The organism is Streptomyces sp. NPDC052052 (genome assembly GCF_040680455.1).
In the GTDB taxonomy this organism is placed as follows: Bacteria; Actinomycetota; Actinomycetes; order Streptomycetales; family Streptomycetaceae; genus Streptomyces.
The window spans coordinates 141,037-158,346 of the sequence record NZ_JBFAWU010000011.1; the positions used below are offsets into that span (position 1 = coordinate 141,037).

The following is a 17,310-nucleotide window of genomic DNA, read 5'->3' on the forward strand; positions in this document are numbered from 1 at the left end:
CCGGAACCCGGTCCGGCCCGATGCCCGGACCGGACCCGTGGTTGCCCGGCCGCCCTCGCCCGTAAACTGGAGAATCGGCCCACCCGGGCCCGACGCCTGTCCGCCCGCCCCGCTCTCTCCTCACCTCACCTCTCCTTCTCACTCCTCAGGAAGTCGCCAACGTGTCGCTCACGATCGGAATCGTCGGTCTGCCGAATGTCGGCAAGTCGACCCTGTTCAACGCCCTGACCAAGAACGACGTGCTGGCGGCCAACTACCCGTTCGCCACGATCGAGCCGAACGTCGGCGTCGTCGGTGTCCCGGACGCCCGGCTGACCAAGCTGGCCGAGATCTTCGGCTCGCAGCGCGTGCTCCCGGCGACCGTGGACTTCGTCGATATCGCCGGCATCGTCCGCGGCGCTTCGGAGGGTGAGGGCCTGGGCAACAAGTTCCTCGCGAACATCCGCGAGTCCGACGCGATCTGCCAGGTCATCCGGGCCTTCAAGGACGAGAACGTCGTCCACGTCGACGGCAAGGTCTCGCCCAAGGACGACATCGAGACGATCAACACCGAGCTGATCCTCGCCGACCTCCAGTCCGTCGAGAAGGCCCTCCCGCGCCTGACGAAGGAATCCCGCCTCCAGAAGGACAAGGTCGCGGTCCTCGCCGCGGTCGAGGAGGCGCAGAAGATCCTCGAATCCGGGCAGACCCTCTTCGCCGCGGGCATCACCGCGGGCACCGAGAAGGCCAAGCTCCTCCACGAGCTGCACCTCCTCACCACCAAGCCGTTCCTCTACGTCTTCAACGTCGACGAGGACGAGCTGGTCGACGAGGCATTCAAGAACGAGCAGCGCGCCCTGGTCGCCCCGGCCGAGGCGATCTTCCTCAACGCCAAGATCGAGTCCGAGCTGATCGAGCTCGACGACGACGAGGCCCTCGAACTCCTCCAGTCCATGGGGCAGGAGGAGCCCGGCCTGGCCACCCTCGGCCGCGTCGGCTTCGACACCCTGGGTCTGCAGACCTACCTCACGGCAGGCCCGAAGGAAGCCAGGGCCTGGACGATCAAGAAGGGCGCCACGGCCCCCGAGGCGGCCGGTGTGATCCACACCGACTTCCAGAAGGGCTTCATCAAGGCGGAGATCGTCTCCTTCGAGGACCTGGTCGAAACCGGCTCGGTCCCCGAGGCCCGCGCCAAGGGCAAGGCCCGCATGGAGGGCAAGGACTACGTGATGCAGGACGGGGACGTGGTGGAGTTCCGCTTCAACGTCTGATACGTCCGGCGAAAGGCCGTCTGACCTGCGGTGGAGCGGGTTGGGCGGCCTTTGCGGTCCGCACGGAGTCTGCAGCGTGCTGGATGAGTCCGGCACGCGGGGGAGCGGCTACGCCGCTTCGTCGACCTGCGGCTGGGCATCGGCGGACCGGTCCGCGTACGCCTTGTCGACGGCGGCCCGGGTCCGCTCCTCGGAGTCGGGCCACAGGTGGGTGTAGATGTTCAGCGTCATGGCCGCGTTGGTGTGGCCGAGGCGCTCGGAGACGACCCGTACAGGCTCGCCGTGCTTGATCAGCAGGCTTGCGTAGTGATGCCGAAGGGCGTGTGGGCCGACGCCCTTGGCTATGCCTGCCTTCGCACAGGCGGGCCGCCATGAGCCCAGGCGTTTCAGCGCGAACCTTGAGTCGCTGCTCGGAAATGCCATGGGGCCTCGCCGTTATGGTTACCGCAAGTGGAGAGGGCATTGGTGATCAACAAGCGAAGAAAAGCAGTCCGGGAATCCCTGATTCTCTGGGCCATCGCCTTCTTCTACGGATTCCTCGTGGAACACCACGGCGTCATGTCCTACATTTCCTTCGCCGTCTTCATCGGGAGCACCGTATGGCTCGGTATCGACCTGGCTCGCCTTGCGCTGAGGCGCAGGACAGGAAGCAGCAACACATAGACTGACGCGGCGACGCTACACCGGAAGAACGGAAACGACATGGGTCGCAAGACATTCAACAACGTGATGTCCTGCGGCCCATGTCGAGCCGTTGGTGCGAACAAGCGGACAGCAGCCGTTAGGACAGGTGGTAGTGATGGGAACCGAAAGATCACGCCGCTGGGCGGCTCGGCACCCCATGCCAGCCGGACTGGTTGCCGGTGTCTTCTTGGCGCTCCTTCTGGCTCTTACCATGGAGTGGCGCCGCATTTCTCTCTCAAATGCTTGTGTTATTCATGGTTTTCGGCAGCATCTGTACCGCTTTCACATTCAGTGAACGGCGGCGTTGCAGGAGAATGCCGCACTGATGATCAAAACTGGTCAGCGAAGTTCGGGTGATTCCGGATTTCGCCGCCCCACCCATCGCTGCTCCTTCCGCTCTCACTGCATTTGCGGAACGACAGCGGCGCAGGCGTATGAATCTGCCCGCTAGAGTTCCGGAAGTAACTGATGTGGGGTCCGGAACAACCGGACCCCACATCTTCTTTGCGATGGGAAGGAGAGATTGAGCCGCACCCGCCCCACCGGTTACCGGCAGCGGCGCCGGTCCTGGTGTGTCGACGAGTCGAGGGGTATCCCCCGTCGCCGTGGCGGCGGTGAGCGCGGCATGGCCGCGCAGTCACTCGGGGTGGTACGCCTCGATATCAAAGTCGGGCACCTGAGCATTGTGTCGGGCGCGTAGCTGGGTGCTCAGTCCGCAGGCAGTCCGCAGGACACCCGTAAGTGACCATCGGGGCCCAACGCACGCCAACGGAGAAACACCTGGTCAGAGTGCTGCGTGCGTCTCCGCCGCAGGTCAGGATCGGCGGGCAGACGTTCCGCTTCAACGTGTAGCGGAAGGGGCGCAGTGCGTTAGCGTGACTGGCCTTGTGTGCGGATTCTGGGTCGAGCCTTCTCCGGGGCTCGACCCTTTCGCTGTTCCGGTGCGGATGCGGCGGCGGGTGGCCGCAGCGCTGACGCATTGACGTAATGTTTGCGTCATTCTAAAGTGTGGACATGCTCTTCCCTACGCCTGCTCTCAGTGCCGAGGACCAGCGTGTGCTCGGTGAGATCGACGATCTTCGTCACTTGTTGCGTCTGCAGGTCCGCTCTACTCCGACGAAGTGGACCGAAGGGCTGCGCAAGTTCTTGACCGCCGATGCCGTGGCCGCTTCCAACTCGATTGAGGGCTTCAAAGTGTCCACGGTCGATGTAGAGGATCTTTTGGAGGGTGAGCGGGACGTCGATGTCTCCGAGGAGGACCGCGAGGAGACGCTTGCATATCAGCGGATGATGACCTACATCCAAACGCTGCACGATGCCGCGGACTTCCGCTACAGCAAGGAGCTGCTCAACGCGCTTCACTGGATGCTGCAGGGACACCGGCACACACCGCGGAAGCCGGCCGGGCAGTGGCGACGCGGAGTGGTGTACGTGACGGACGCCCGCGACCCCACCATTGCGGCATACACGGCGCCGGACGTGGCCGACGTGCCCGCGTTGACGGGTGAGCTGGTCGAGTGGCTGAACACAAGCGACGGTACTCACATGCTGGTACGGGCCGCCATGGCGCATCTGCACCTCGTTTCCATCCACCCGTGGGCGGATGGAAACGGCCGCATGTCTCGGTCCCTCCAAACACTCATGATCGCGAGAGAGGGGGAACTGGCGCCCGAGTTCTCCTCCATCGAGGCTTGGCTGGGTCGTCCCGGCAACACCTGGGAGTACTACCGCGAGCTGCAGCGCCGGGGGGCGACCTACCACCCCGACCAGGACGTCTCCGACTGGGTCCGATTCAACCTCACTGCGTACCACCAGCAGGCGCAGACCGTCCGCAGCCGCCTGGATCGTTCAAGTCGGGTGTGGGTCTTGCTCGGTGAGTTCGTGGAGGGTCGGGGGCTGGAGGACAGGGTGGTTTCTGCTCTGCATGACGTGGCGATGTCCGGGCGGGTGCGCCGTACACGCTACGAGCGAGCGGAGGGATTGGGTCTGCAACGGGCTCAGCGCGACCTGCGGGACCTGGTCGCGGCTGACGTCCTGACGCCGGTCGGCCGTACTCGTGCCCGTTTTTACACCGCAGGCCCCGCCTTTCCGGAGTCGGCCCTGGAAGCGGCTCGGACGCCGCTGCCACTGGTCGATCCGTACACGCACTGAGTGCATCGGCGCGGGTCCGTACCTGTGCGGCGCTTCTCGCTCCGCCTTCCAGGAGGTGCGTCCGGCGGCGCTTGAACGGGCTGGACGAGGGGTGGCAGATTTTTCGAAAGCAATTCGGCGGCTCAGGCGAAACCGGATGCCATCGGCGGCCAGACGGTGCGGATGACCGGGGGGCGTCCCTTGCTGTCCGCGCAGACTCGGCAGTGTGCCGGACGACTCCGGCACGCGGGGGGAGCGGCTACGCCACTTCGTCGGCCTGGTCGCGGGTGCCTTCATACGACGTTGTCGCCTGACGCGTACGGCGCCGGAGCGTCACCGAACAGTTCACGCTGCGCTGCCTGGACCTCGGCCGCGCTCAACGGTTCGTGCTCGGCTTCGTAGGCGGCCACGATCTCGGCGAGGCCGTCCATGGCGAGTTGATGCCGGACCGCCGCGGTCACGTAGGCGGACACGCCGCGCTTGCCGGTGCGCGAGCGTAGAGCACCGAGGAGTTCCGAGGGCATCGAGACGGAGATGTTCTCCGTGCCGCTGGGGCGGGGTGACTTCATGCACACAATTCTTTTAGAAAAACTATGACAGCGTGCGCCGTGAAGACTGCGCCCGAAGTGGACCAGGGTCGTGCCGGTGCACTTCTCGTCTCGGCGAGGACGCCCTGGTGGTCGATCCTGGAGAGGGCACCCATGGTCGGCTTGCGGCGGCGTCAGCGTCCTCCTGAAGGTTGACACGCAGGCCGACGCGGAAATGCCTGGTCAGCCGGGATGGTGGCTGGCTCTCGTGCCGAGTCGCGCACCTCGCGGTGCGTGATGAGAGGGGGCGGGTGGGGTCCGTGGCGGTTTTCCTGCTGGTTTGACACGTTTGGGTCATGGCTGAGACGACGTACGGCATCGGAGAGGGGCCGACGGCGAGGGTGAGCCTGTCGCTTCCGAAGGGGACCGCGGAGGCGATCCGTGCGCGGGTGGGCAAGCGGGAGTTCTCTGCGTTCGTCGCCGCGGCGGTCGAGCGTGAGCTGCGCGGCCAGGTGCTGGACGAGTACGTGGCGGACTACGAGACTCGTAAGGGGCCGCTCGCCGAGCAGGCGCGTCAGCGGGCGCGGCAGGTCTTCGACGAGGTGTTCGCCAGGGCTGCCCATGCGCGGACGGTCGGGTTGTCGCTGTCCAGCAGTCCGAGCTCGAATGGGGCTCCGTCGCAGGTCGGAATCGGGCCGCGGACATTCTGCTCCGTGGAGTAGAGCCTCAAGAGGCCTTCGCTGTCGAGCAGCAGGGTCCCGGTCGTCAGGTGGCAGCCCCTCCGACCTGACAGTGGTCATGGCGTGGCAGCGCGCGTGCGGGCGGCCTCGGCCTCCCCGCGGGTGGGCTCGTCATGGTCGGTCTCGAAGTCGGCAACGATCTCCCGGAGCTTGTCCAGGGCGACCTGCTGTTCGAGGGCTGCCTCGACGCAGGCCGAGAAACCGCCGGGTTCGACGTGGGCGCGTACGGCCTCGGCGAGGTCCTCGGGCAGACTGATCGAGCACGTCCTGCTCCTGCTCATGGTGCTGATCCTGCCGGTGGACGTAAGTCTTCGGGCACCCATGGCCATGACGGCGCAGGGGAGGGGGATCGGTGCTCCGGCTTCCGCCTTGTGCCGGATGCGGTCTCGGGTGTCCGTGTTTCATCGGGGGCCCTGCTTCCCCCGTGTTCCGTTTGCCCTGATATCGATCCCCCCGGTAAGTGCACTGCGTCAATGCGACCTATCGGGCGGGTGGCAGGTCGCGGGACGTGCCATGCACAGTCGGGCCGTGAACATGGCGGAAGGGGAAACCGTGGGGCGTGGGTCGGGAACCGATGTGACCATCGAGAGCCTCAGGGCCGAGCTCGACGCGATCGACGAGCGGTTTCTGGAAGAGCTGCGTGCCCGTATCGAGAAGTGTGTGGAGATCGGGTACTTCAAGCGCGACAACAACGTCCCCATGATGCAGCCGCACCGTATCGGCATGGTGCAGGAGCGGGCCGCGCGGTTCGGCGCGCTCCATGGGATCGACCAGGACTTCCTGCGCCGGCTGTACGACATGATCATCGAGGAGACGTGCCGCGTCGAGGACTTGGTGATCAGGGGGTCGGAAGCGTGAGGACGCTCCTGATCGACAACTACGACTCGTTCACCTACAACCTGTACCAGCTGCTCGGAGAGGTGAACGGGGAGCCGCCCGCCGTCGTCAAGAACGGTGCCGACTGGGCGCGGGTGCGGATCGAGGAGTTCGACGCGGTCGTCATCTCGCCCGGACCCGGACGCCCCGACCGCGCACGCGACTTCGGGATCAGCGCCCGCGCGATCGCCGAGAGCGGGCTGCCCCTTCTGGGGGTGTGCCTGGGGCACCAGGGCATCACCCATCTGTTCGGCGGCACGGTGGGTCTCGCGCCCCAGCCCATGCACGGCAGGGTCTCCGCCGTGCGTCACACCGGCGTCGACATCTTCGCCGGTCTCCCCAGCCCCTACGAAGTCGTGCGTTACCACTCCCTCGCCGCGACCGGTCTGCCCGATGAACTCGACGCCATCGCCTGGTCCGACGACGGTGTCGTCATGGGCGTGCGCCACACCTCCCTGCCGATCTGGGGCGTCCAGTTCCACCCCGAGTCGATCAGCAGCGAGTACGGGCGCGAACTGCTGCGCAACTTCCGTGATCTCGCCCTGGAACACCACGCCGCCGCCTCGTCCCGGGGCGGGGACCGCGCCGCGTCCCGGCCGCCCCTGGACCGTGACCGCGCAGCCTCCCGGTCCCTGGGCGGCAACCCTGCCGCCGCCGGCCGGCCCCGGTACGAGGTGCATGTGCGGCGCGTCGACGTCCAGCCGGACACCGAGGCGGCGTACCGGGCCCTCTTCGCGGGCGAAGGCGCGCCCAGCTTCTGGCTGGACAGCGGGACCGTGATCGACGGGCTGTCCCGGTTCTCCTTCCTCGGTGACGCCCGCGGCCCGCTCGCCGAGCACGTCACCTACCAGGTCGCGGACGGCTACGCCGTGGTGCGTACGCCCGGTCGCTCCGACAGCGAGGGCGAGATCGTCGCGCAGGGCTTCTTCGACTACCTCGACGAGCAGGTGAAGCTGCGTGCCGTCCCCGTGCCCGCGGGTCTGCCCTTCGCGTTCAACCTCGGCTACGTCGGCTACCTCGGCTACGAACTGAAGGCCGAGACCGGAGGGCAGGCGGTGCACAAGTCACCCACGCCCGACGCCGAGATGCTCTTCGTCGACCGTCTGGTGGCTGTGGATCACGCCGAGGGCGTCAGCTATCTGCTGGCACTGTCCGCCGACGGGGACGACCTCGACGCGCGGCGCTGGCTGGAGGCGACCGAGAAGCAACTCGTCCAGCTGCCCCGGCACGGCGAGGTGCGGCAGGAAGGCACCGCTCCGCGCCCCACGATCGGCATGACCGACCCCGTCGCCGAGTCCACGGTGAGCCCGCGGCACGACCGCACGGCCTACCTCGACCGGATATCGACAAGCCTTGAGCAGATCCGGCAGGGCGAGACGTACGAGGTGTGTCTGACCAACACCGTCGCGCTGGACGCCGTGATCGACCCGCTGACCACCTACGCCCGGCTGCGGAAGATCAGTCCGGTCCCGTACGGCGCCCTGCTGGACTTCCCCGGAGCGGCGGTCCTCAGCGCCTCGCCCGAGCGCTTCCTGACGGTCGGCACCGACCGGGTCGCGGAGTCCAAGCCGATCAAGGGAACCCGGCCGCGCGGCGCGACGCCGGAAGAGGACGAGGCGTTGCGCCAAGATCTGCTCGGCCAGGAGAAGGACCGGGCCGAGAACCTGATGATCGTGGACCTGATCCGCAACGACCTCAACGTCGTGTGCGAGATCGGCTCGGTCCATGTTCCGAGTCTGTTCCACGTGGAGACGTACGCCCCGGTGCATCAGCTGGTCTCCACGGTCCGAGGCACCCTGCGGGCCGACGAGACGGCCGTCTCCTGTGTCCGGGCCGCGTTCCCGGGCGGCTCGATGACCGGTGCGCCGAAGCTGAGGACCATGGAGATCATCGACCGGCTGGAGGAAGGACCGCGGGGCGTCTACTCGGGCTCCCTGGGCTGGTTCTCACTCGGTGGGGCCGCCGATCTGAGCATCGTCATCCGCACCCTGGTGTCCACCCAGGACCGGGTGAGCTTCGGTGTCGGCGGCGCGATCGTGGCCCTGTCCGACCCCGAGGACGAGTACGAGGAGACGGTCGTGAAGTCCCGGGCCATGGTCACCGCCGTGCTCGACACCGCGACCGGACGCCACGGCGGGGGCCGGGCCGCCGACCCCGACGCGGACGCTGCGTCCGGGCCGGCCGGGAGCGTCCGGTGACCGGCGGACGCGCGCTGGTCGTCGGCGGAGCCGGCGCCGTGGGGACCCTGTTCGCGGAGCGCCTGCTCGGCTCGGGCAGCGAGGTGACCGTGGTCGACACCACCGGTGCCAACGACGCCACCGACACCGCCGGCGGGCCGTGCGGGGTGCGCCGGACGGTCGGCGACGTCACCGCCCTGGACGACGCGCTCGCCGCCGAACTGGCCGCCGCCGACCTGGTGGTGCTGGCCGTACCGGAACCGGTGGCACTCGCCGCCCTGCCCGTGATCGCCCCACATCTGCGGACCGACGCGGTGCTGGTGGACACCCTGTCCGTCAAGCAGCCGTTCACCCTCGCCGTACGCGAGCACGCGCCCGGGATCCAGGCGGTCGGGCTCAACCCGATGTTCGCCCCCTCCCTCGGCTTCGAGGGCAGGCCGGTCGCCGCCGTGGTCGTCAACCCGGGCCCCGGCGCCGACAAGGTGCTGCGTCTGGTGGGTAGTTGGGGGGCGAACGTGGTCCGCGTCGACGCCGTGGAACACGACCGGATCGCCGGTGCGACGCAGGCGCTGACCCATGCGGCCGTGCTGGGCTTCGGCCTCGCTCTCCGTGAACTCGGCCCGGACGTGGCCCAGTTGCTTCCGCTGGCGCCGCCTCCGGCGACCACCCTGCTCGCGCTGCTCGCACGGATCGCCTCCGGTACGCCGGAGGTCTACTGGGACGTCCAGCACGCCAACCCGGAGGCGGCGGCGGCGCGCAAGGCTCTGGCGAACGGGGTCCACCGGGTCGCCGAGATCGTGGAGCGCGGCGACCCGGCCGGCTTCGAGGCCGTCCTCGACGAGCTGCGCGGCCACCTCGGCCCCGACCTCGCCCCCCTGGGCGAGGCCTGCGCCCGGATGTTCGCCAAGACCTGACCCACCGATCGAGGCCGACCCGCCTGGTCCGCCCACGGCTGCCGCCCGGCCCGTACCTCCGGCGGCGCCCCGCGCGAGGAGAACTGCCGCACCACGCGCGGCAGGCGACCCGCCCCCGCACCGGGCCGTCGTACCCGACCCCGGCACCCGCACCGCAGATCCCGACCTGTCCGTCTCCCTCAGGAAGGCGCTCCATGAACACGTTCGCCCCGACCGTCCTCACCCCGGAACAGCGGTCCGCCCTCGCCGCCGACGACACCGTGGGCGGAGGGAACCTGCTGCGCGCCGCGCTGGCCACCAACCCGCACCCCGAGGTGCCGTTCCTGCACTCCGCACGCCCGATCGCCACCTCGGCCGGAGAGCTGAAGCACGACTTCAGCCTCGCCGAGTTCGACGCCCTGGCCCAGAGCTGGTCCGCCTGGTACCTCGCCCAGGGCGTGAAGACCCGGGACCGGGTGGCGGTCTGGCTGGAGGACTCCCTCAGCTACTCCCTGCACTTCTACGCCCTCGCCCAGATCGGCGCCGTGGCCCTGCTGATCAACTCCAACGCCTCGCAGGCGATCGCCGCGTCGTTGATCGAGCAGACCACGCCCGTCGGCCTGTACACGGACCGGGCCAGGCTGGACCTCCTGGGCACCGCGGCCGAGGGCACCAGCCTGCGGTGGACCACCACCGAGGAGGACCTGCCGGCCCCGCCCGCCGAGCCGCTGCCGGAGTCCGCGTACTGGCACCACCACGACAGCGACCCGGTGGCACTGCTGCACTCCTCCGGCACCACCGGGCGGCCCAAGCCCACCATCCACACCCACAAGTCGATCGTCTCCGGACCCAAGTTCCGGCTCGTCGACCACACCGAGCACCCCGGCGCGCTGATGATGACCGCGCTGCCCCAGTCGCACCTCGGCTGTGTCGCCTACACCGTGTACGCGGTGCTCGGCGGCACCCCGATCGTGGCGCTGAACGACCGCAGCGGCAGCGCGCTGGCCACCTCGGTGCACAAGTACCAGCCGACCTCGGTGATGTCCTTCGCGCACGCGTACGCCGAACTCGCCCAGACCGAACCGGAGACGGGCGCGCTGGACTCCGTGCAGGTGTGGGTGTCCATCGGCGACGCCGTGCACCAGGCCCACATCACCAAGGTGCTGTCGATGCGCAGCCCCGGTCTCGAGCCGGCGGCCTTCTTCGACCGGCTGGGCACCACTGAACTCGGCTGGGGCGTACTGCTCAAGGCGCGCACCCTGGACAGCGAGCGCAACGACCGCTGCGCCGGCAAGCCGGTGGGTGTCGCCGAGGTCGCCGTCCTGCGCAAGGACGGCAGCCGTGCCGATGTCGGTGAGGTGGGCTTCCTGGCCGCCAAGGGGCCCGCGATCACGCCAGGTTACTGGGGAGATTCCGACACCAGCTACCGGTATCAGCTGTCAGGCTTCTGGTTGCCGGGTGACATGGCCTACCGTGACGCCGGGGGCGAGTTCTTCCTCGTCGACCGGGCCGCGGACGCCATCGAGACGGAACAGGGCGTCGGCTACTCGGTGTTCATGGAGGAAGTCATCCTCAACGACGTCCCGGACACCGGCGACGTCGCCGTGGTCGCCGGCCGTCGTGACGGCAAGGTCGTCCCGGTGGCGGTCGTCACCGTCGCACGGACCGAGCCAGACCCGGAGAAGCTGCTGACCCAGGCCAACGAGGCACTGAAGGCGGCGGGGCACCCCCCGCTCGGCCTGCTGGAGGTCGTCCACGACGAGACCGGCATTCCCGTCGGTGTCACCGGCAAGGTCCTCAAGCGGCAGCTCCGGGAGCAGTACGCCGACCTCGACAGCTACGTACAGCAGGCCCAGGGCCGAGCCCTGGCCACCCATGAGGAGCACCTCGCATGACTGGCACCACCGACACCGGAACGACCCCGGCAGCGGCCCCCGACGCCACCGCCAAGGTCGACTTCTACTTCGACCCGGCCTGCCCCTTCGCCTGGATCACCTCCCGCTGGATCCTGGAGGTGGAGCAGCATCGCCAACTGGACCTGCGGTTCCGCCTGATGAGCCTGTATGTGCTCAACGAGAACCGTGAGCTGCCGGACTGGTACCGCACCCTGGTGGACAACTCGCTGGCGCTGAACCGGATCTGTGCCGCCGCGGCCCAGGAGCACGGCGAGGAGGTGCTGGCCGGCCTGTACACCGAGCTGGGCACCCGTATCCACAACGGCGGCAACAAGGACTACCTGGCCGTCGCCCGCGAGGCACTGGACGCCGTCGGTCTTCCGGCCTCCCTGATGGACGCCGCCGACACCGACGCGCACGACGCGTGGTTGCGCAAGAGCCATCACGAGGGCGCGGACGCCGTGGGGGACGACGTGGGCACGCCCACCATCCACATAGACGACGTCGCGTTCTTCGGCCCCGTGCTCCAGTCGATCCCGCGGGGCGAGGAGGCCGCGCGCCTCTTCGACGGCGCGCGGGCGATGGCCGCGTACCCGGACTTCTTCGAACTGAAGAGGACCCGGTCCGGCGAGCTCCGCTTCGACTGATCCGCCGCTTCCCGGGGGCCGGCGACGCGCGGGCCCCCGGGAAGCCATCCGCGTCGCCCCTCCGTACGGGCCGCGCACCGGCCCGTTGGGGCCTGAACGCCGCCGGGCGCCGCCCGCGCACCGAGACCGACCAGCCGGGGGAGAACGAGACATGAACGAGTCACTGCCCGAGAGAGGGCGTCCCGACGCCTTCGTGCTCGCCGGGTCCTTCCTGGTGGTGTGCCGGTCACCCGCCTATCTGGCGGAGCTGACCCGGCGCGGCCTGAAGATCCTGCTGGTGACGCCTGCCGGCGGGCGTGAGGAGGCACTGGCGAAGGCCGGCGACCCGGACCATCCGGCCTCCGCCGTGACCGAGTTCGCCTTCGTCGACGGCGACCCCGGGCGGGACAACTCCTACCTCCCCGGCGTGATCTCCGCCGCCTCCCGGTGGCGCGAGAAGTACACCCTGGTGGGGGCGTGCGCCGTCGGGGAGACCCAGGTCGAGCCGACCGGTCTGCTCGCCGACGCGCTCGGCGTACCGACACCGGGGCTGCGGGCCACCCGGGCCTGCCGCAGCAAGTACCTCCAGCGTTGGTACCTGCCGGAGTTCAGCCCCGGCGTCACGGTGGTGCCGGCCGGGGAGCGGGATCTCCTGGACACCGCCGCGGTGGCGTACCCGGCCGTCCTCAAGCCCACGGGACGTCACTCCAGCTCCGGCGTGGAGGCCGTCGAGACGCCCGAGCGGCTGCGGGAGCTGCTGGCCGGATACCCCGCGCACGAGACCCTTCTGATCGAGGACCGCGTGCTGGGCCAGGAGTACTCGGTCGAGTCACTCGTCCAGGGCGGGCGGCCGGTGTTCGCCGGCGTCACCCGCAAGGACACCACCGACTCCCACTCCAGCGGCTTCGTCGAGCTGTCGCACACCGTGCCCAGCGACCGTCCCGAGCACGACGAGGTGCTGCTCGATGCCAACGCCCGGATGCTGGCCGCCCTGGACTTCCGCGACGGCGTCGCGCACGCCGAGTGGCGGATCGACCCCGACGGGCGTCCCATCCTGATGGAGGTCGCCGCCCGGACACCGGGCGACGGTCTGTGCGTGCTGTACGAACTGGCCACCGGCGCCTCGCTGGAGCAGCAGATCATCCGGATCGCCCTCGGGGAGCCGGCCGCCCTTCCCGCACCCCGCCGGGTGGCCCGGCAGGTCTACCTGGAGCACACCCCCGGCGTGCTGCGGGACGTCACCCTCGACGGTTTCGACCTCGCGCCGACCTGGGTGGGCGAGCGAGGACTGTGGCCGCGGCTGCGGCCCGGCGCCGCCGACGACCCGGCCGCTCTGCGCGCCGTCCTCGTGCACCAGGACCGGGGGGCCCGGCTGGGCGAGATCCGCAGCTCGGAGGAGCGCGCGGTCTCCTTCCTCATCGACGCCCCCGATGCCGAGGCCCTCGACGCGCTGGAGGCAGAGGTGCGGGCCGCCGTCACCCTCCACACGGCGCCCGACGAACCGACGACGCCGCACCCGGTCACCCATGTGCTGGTGGGCTACAGCCCGGTCATGCTGGGCAAGCTGGACCACCTGCTGCCGGCCGACTCGGTCCTGGTGCTGGAGGAGGCCGACGTCATCGAGGCCCGTGGCCTGGACGGGCTCGCCGACCGGCACGCCTGCGTGGCCGGTCTGCTGCCCGCCCCCACCCAGGACGACATCCACCCCGAACGCCTCGTCCGGGCGGTGTCCCGCCCGCCGGGCGTGCGCGCGGTCGTCCCGGTCGTCGAGTACGCCGTCGTGACGGCGGCGGCACTGGCCGAGGAGTGGGGACTGCCCGGCGCGGGCCTGAAGGCCGCCCTCGCCCTGCGCGACAAGGGTCTGCAGCGCGCCGCGCTGGACGGCACCGACCTGGCCCAGCCCGCGTGGTCGGAGGTGACCGGCCCCGGCGACCTGGCGGCGTTCCTCACCGCGCACGGCGGCGAGGCGGTGCTCAAGCCCGCCAATCGGCAGGCCAGTCTGGGCGTACAGATACTCGGCCCCGGCGACGACCTGGACGCGGCCTGGGAGCTCACGACCGCGGCCGACGAGCCGACGTTACGCGCCCGCCACGCCGGAACGGCCCGGTACCTGGCCGAAGAACGCCTGCACGGGCCGGAGGTGAGCGTCGAGGCGGTCGTCCACGAGGGCCACCTGGGACTCGTCAACATCACCGCCAAGACGGTCCAGTCCTCCCGGCACCCCGTCGAGACCGGCCACACGGTCCCGGCCGCGCTGCCGGCCGGCGTCGAGGCCGCTCTGCACCGCTCGCTCCGCCGGCTCGCCGAGACCGTGGGCTTCGGCTCGGGAATCCTGCATTCCGAGTGGATCCTCGCCGGGGCGGACAGCCGGCCGCACCTCGTCGAGTGCGCCGGGCGGATGCCGGGCGGCGGTATCACCGCCCTGATCGACCTGGCCTACGACACCGACATCCTGCGCCTGCTGCTGACCGTCCTGGAGGGTGCCGCCCCCGAGGTGCCGACCGCCCGCCGGGGCGCCGCCGTCCGGTTCCTGACCCCGCCGCCCGGCCGCGTCGAGGCGGTGACCGGCGCCGACCGGGCGCTCACCTCGCCCGGCGTGTGCGAGGTGCACCTCGGCGTCGAACCGGGCGCCGTGGTGCGGGCCGTCACCAGTTCCTGGGAGAGAAGCGGGTACGTGATCGCCACCGGCACGGACCATGCCGATGCGGCCCGCAACGCGGAGCGTGCCACCGCACTGATCGAGGTGACCACGGCCGCCGGCCGGGAGGCTGGGGAGCGGTGAACGGATCGTTCTGGCGCGGGTACGTCCCCGCCACTTCCGAGGGGCGCTCCTTCGCCGTCATCTCACTGGTCAACGCCATCGGTACCGGGCTGTACCTGGCCGCCTCCGCCGTCTTCTTCGTCCGGTCCGTCGGCCTGACGGCCTCCGAGGTCGGCACCGGGCTGGCGATCTCCGGAGTGGTCGGCTTCCTCACCACGGTGCCGATCGGGGCCGCGGGCGACCGTTTCGGTGCCCGACGGACCCTGATCGCGCTGCAGTTGTGGAGGGCCGGCGGGTTCGTCGCGCTGTGTTTCGTCCACGGTGTCGTGGGCTTCACGCTCGTCTCCTGCGTCCTGGCCGCGGCCGAGGCGGCGACCCAGCCGATGACCCAGGCGGTGGCGTCCGCGACGGTCCGGGGGGAGGACCGCACCCGCACCATGGCGATCATCCGCACGGTGCGCAACGCGGGCTTCTCCCTCGGTGCCCTGCTGGCCGCGCCCCTGCTGGCCTCCGACACGGTGTGGACGTACCGGGGCATCGTGCTGGGCACCGCCTGCGCCTTCGTCACGTCCGCCCTGATGCTCACCCGGCTGCGGCTGGACGGCGCCGACCAGGTGCAGAACCGGACGGGACCGCTGACGGCCGTGCGGCGCTTCCGCGACTGGCGCTACGGCCTGCTGGCCGGACTCAACGGGGTGCTCAGCCTGCACGTGACCATCCTGTCGGTGGGGATTCCGCTGTGGGCCCTGAAGGCCACGCCGATGCCCGCCGGACTGCTGCCGTTCCTGGTGCTGATCAACACCGTGCTGTCGATCCTGCTCCAGGTCCCGATCGCCAGAGGGGCAGAGAGCGAGGGCGGCGCGGCGCGCGCCCTGCGGCTCGGGGGAGTGGCGATGACCGTGTGCTGCGCGGGGCTCGCCGCGGCCGGGAGGGCCGATTCCGGATGGGCCGCCGCGGCCCTGCTCGTCGTCGCCTGTGTGCTGCTGACGTTCGGTGAGATGTGGCAGGCCACCGGCGGCTGGGAGTTGAGCTACGAGCACGCGCCCGAGGACCGGAAGAACGTCTACCTCGCGGTGTTCAGCCTCGGCAGTACCGGTCAGCGCATCGTGGGGCCGGCCCTCGTCGGCTCCGTGGTGATCGCCGCCGGCCCGGTGGGGTGGGTCGGGCTGGCCGCCGTCTTCGCGCTGGCCGCCCTGCTGGTCGGTCCGGTCGTCCGGGCGCTGCCGGCGAAGCCGGCCCCCTCCGGGGAGGAGTCCCCGGTCGCCGACGCGCCCGTTGCCGGAACCGCGCCCGTCGCCGGAACCGAGACCGTCCGGCCGGAGGGGGCCGTCGCCCCGGACGCCGGCGCCGATGCCGATGCCGATGCCATGAAGGGGAATCGCACATGAGTACGTCCGACGACACCGGGGCCCCGGAACTGCTGCTGGTCGGCGTGGGCACGATGGGCCGGCCCTATCTCGCCGCCGCCGCCCGGATGGGCCTCAGGGTCCGGGCCGTCGAGTCCCGGGCCACCTGGGACAGCCGTCCGGCCGACCTGGCGGAGAAGTTCTACCGGGTGGACGGCGCCCGCGAGGAGGCGTGGACGGAGACCGTGGCGCGCGCCGTCGCGGAGCGGCGTCCCGACGGGATCATCGGCTTCGCCGAACCGCAGGTCATCGCGGCGGCGCTCGCGCAGGAGCGGTCCGGTCTGCCGGGGCCGTCGCTGCACGCGGCCGTGATCTCCCGCAACAAGGCCCTCCAGCGCGCCGTGTTCGCCGCACACGGGCTTCCGCAGCCCGATCACCTGCACGTGGGCCGGATCGCGGAGGCCCGGGAGTGGATGACCGAGCGGCTGCCCGTCGTCGTCAAACCCCTCACCCTGGCCGGCAGCGAGGGGGTCGAACTGGTCCGTGACGCCGCCGGGGCCGAGGAGGTCCTCGCCCGCCGCGCGGGGGAGGGGCAGCTGCTGGTCGAGGAGGCGATCGAGGGGCCGGAGTACAGCTGGGAGGCGCTGGTCCGGGACGGTGAGGTGATCTTCGAGAACGTCACCCGGAAGGAGACCACCGAACCGCCCTGCTTCGTCGAACTCGCGCACCACTGCGGCCACGAGTTCGCCCCGGCGGCCGCCGCGCAGGTGCGGACCGTGACGCGCGGGGTGCTGCGCGCCGTCGGTGTGCGGACCGGCCTGGTCCACCTGGAGTTCCGGATGGCGGACCGCGGCCCGGTGCTCATGGAGATCGCCGTGCGCACCCCCGGTGACTACCTTCCGGACGCCATCGGACTCACCTTCGGATTCGACCTGTACGAGGCGGTGGTGCGACTCTCCCTCGGGCGGAGCGTGCCGGAGCTGCCGCGCGAACCGGTGTCCTGGGCGGCCACCGTCTTCCCCACCGCCCCGCCGGGCACCATCCGCGCGATCACCGGCGTCCGAGAGACCGAGGAGCACCCGGCGGTGGTCCGGGTCCGCCTGCGCAAGGGGCCCGGCGACCGGGTTCTCCCGCTCACCTCCTCCGCGCAGCGCATGGGACACGTGCTGATCGACGCGGCCTCGCCGGCGGAGCGGGAGGACGCCGTGAAGTTCGTACGGGAGACCCTGCGCGTCCAGGTGACACCCGCTGACACCGCGTCAGCAGCCCCGGGCGGCACCGGTGGTGGCCGTCCTCCTCGCTCGTGAGCGCGCACCGGGCCGGTCGAGAGGGTCCGGAGCGGCTCGCCGGCCCCTGAGGTGTTCGGCCGCGAAGGCCGTGGAAGGTGTTCTTCCGTAGCCTCGCG

Annotated in this window: 14 protein-coding genes and 1 pseudogene; 12 read left to right on the forward strand and 3 right to left on the reverse strand. The window is 70.3% G+C overall.

Features of this window, described 5'->3' with window-relative positions; all coding sequences use genetic code 11:
• Positions 1-161: 161 nt before the first annotated feature.
• A complete protein-coding gene (gene ychF / locus AB0L71_RS15675; protein WP_365242749.1) occupies positions 162-1,250 on the forward strand; it encodes a redox-regulated ATPase YchF in 1,089 nt (362 codons plus the stop codon).
• A gap of 108 nt (positions 1,251-1,358) precedes the next feature.
• On the opposite strand, the gene AB0L71_RS15680 is transcribed toward ychF, so the two are convergent.
• Positions 1,359-1,673 carry a tyrosine-type recombinase/integrase gene (locus AB0L71_RS15680; RefSeq protein ID WP_365242751.1) on the reverse strand — a complete coding sequence of 105 codons (315 nt, stop codon included), beginning with the start codon at positions 1,671-1,673 and terminating at the stop codon, positions 1,359-1,361.
• Between the two features lie 27 nt (positions 1,674-1,700).
• On the opposite strand from AB0L71_RS15680, the gene AB0L71_RS15685 reads away from it, so the two are divergent.
• Together AB0L71_RS15685 and AB0L71_RS15690 are read left to right on the forward strand one after the other, a co-directional pair.
• Positions 1,701-1,913: a hypothetical protein gene (locus tag AB0L71_RS15685; RefSeq protein ID WP_365242753.1), complete on the forward strand. Its 213-nt coding sequence runs from the start codon at positions 1,701-1,703 to the stop codon at positions 1,911-1,913.
• Positions 1,914-2,948: 1,035 nt separating this feature from the next.
• Positions 2,949-4,085 (forward strand): Fic family protein, encoded by a 1,137-nt coding sequence (locus AB0L71_RS15690; RefSeq protein WP_365242755.1) that lies wholly within the window; start codon positions 2,949-2,951, stop codon positions 4,083-4,085.
• 272 nt (positions 4,086-4,357) lie between these two features.
• Here the strand turns inward: AB0L71_RS15690 and AB0L71_RS15695 are convergent, their stop codons facing one another.
• Positions 4,358-4,633 (reverse strand): hypothetical protein, encoded by a 276-nt coding sequence (locus AB0L71_RS15695; RefSeq protein ID WP_365242757.1) that lies wholly within the window; start codon positions 4,631-4,633, stop codon positions 4,358-4,360.
• Between the two features lie 314 nt (positions 4,634-4,947).
• Here AB0L71_RS15695 and AB0L71_RS15700 point away from each other — a divergent pair.
• Positions 4,948-5,202 (forward strand): annotated as a pseudogene (locus AB0L71_RS15700) (hypothetical protein); the annotation flags it as partial.
• Between the two features lie 185 nt (positions 5,203-5,387).
• Here the strand turns inward: AB0L71_RS15700 and AB0L71_RS15705 are convergent.
• Positions 5,388-5,612 carry a hypothetical protein gene (locus AB0L71_RS15705; protein WP_365242759.1) on the reverse strand — a complete coding sequence of 75 codons (225 nt, stop codon included), beginning with the start codon at positions 5,610-5,612 and terminating at the stop codon, positions 5,388-5,390.
• A 295-nt stretch (positions 5,613-5,907) separates the two neighbouring features.
• On the opposite strand from AB0L71_RS15705, the gene AB0L71_RS15710 reads away from it, so the two are divergent.
• From AB0L71_RS15710 to AB0L71_RS15745, 8 genes are all read left to right on the forward strand, one after another.
• Positions 5,908-6,189 carry a chorismate mutase family protein gene (locus AB0L71_RS15710; protein ID WP_365242761.1) on the forward strand — a complete coding sequence of 94 codons (282 nt, stop codon included), beginning with the start codon at positions 5,908-5,910 and terminating at the stop codon, positions 6,187-6,189.
• Positions 6,186-8,405, forward strand: coding sequence for an aminodeoxychorismate synthase component I (gene pabB / locus AB0L71_RS15715; protein ID WP_365242763.1), 2,220 nt, complete (start codon positions 6,186-6,188; stop codon positions 8,403-8,405). The genes AB0L71_RS15710 and pabB overlap by 4 nt, the downstream gene beginning before the upstream one ends.
• A complete protein-coding gene (locus AB0L71_RS15720) occupies positions 8,402-9,298 on the forward strand; it encodes a prephenate dehydrogenase (protein ID WP_365242765.1) in 897 nt (298 codons plus the stop codon). The genes pabB and AB0L71_RS15720 overlap by 4 nt, the downstream gene beginning before the upstream one ends.
• 194 nt (positions 9,299-9,492) lie before the next feature.
• Positions 9,493-11,172, forward strand: coding sequence for a class I adenylate-forming enzyme family protein (locus tag AB0L71_RS15725; RefSeq protein WP_365242767.1), 1,680 nt, complete (start codon positions 9,493-9,495; stop codon positions 11,170-11,172).
• A complete protein-coding gene (locus AB0L71_RS15730; protein WP_365242768.1) occupies positions 11,169-11,819 on the forward strand; it encodes a DsbA family protein in 651 nt (216 codons plus the stop codon). The genes AB0L71_RS15725 and AB0L71_RS15730 overlap by 4 nt, the downstream gene beginning before the upstream one ends.
• 151 nt (positions 11,820-11,970) lie before the next feature.
• Positions 11,971-14,580, forward strand: a complete 2,610-nt coding sequence (locus AB0L71_RS15735; RefSeq protein ID WP_365242770.1) for an ATP-grasp domain-containing protein — start codon at positions 11,971-11,973, stop codon at positions 14,578-14,580.
• On the forward strand, positions 14,577-15,947 hold the full coding sequence (locus AB0L71_RS15740; protein ID WP_365242771.1) for an MFS transporter: 1,371 nt from the start codon (positions 14,577-14,579) through the stop codon (positions 15,945-15,947). The genes AB0L71_RS15735 and AB0L71_RS15740 overlap by 4 nt, the downstream gene beginning before the upstream one ends.
• Complete coding sequence (locus tag AB0L71_RS15745) at positions 15,944-17,212, forward strand: ATP-grasp domain-containing protein (RefSeq protein ID WP_365242773.1); 1,269 nt, start codon at positions 15,944-15,946, stop codon at positions 17,210-17,212. Before AB0L71_RS15740 ends, AB0L71_RS15745 begins: the two co-directional genes overlap by 4 nt.
• Positions 17,213-17,310 lie beyond the last annotated feature (98 nt).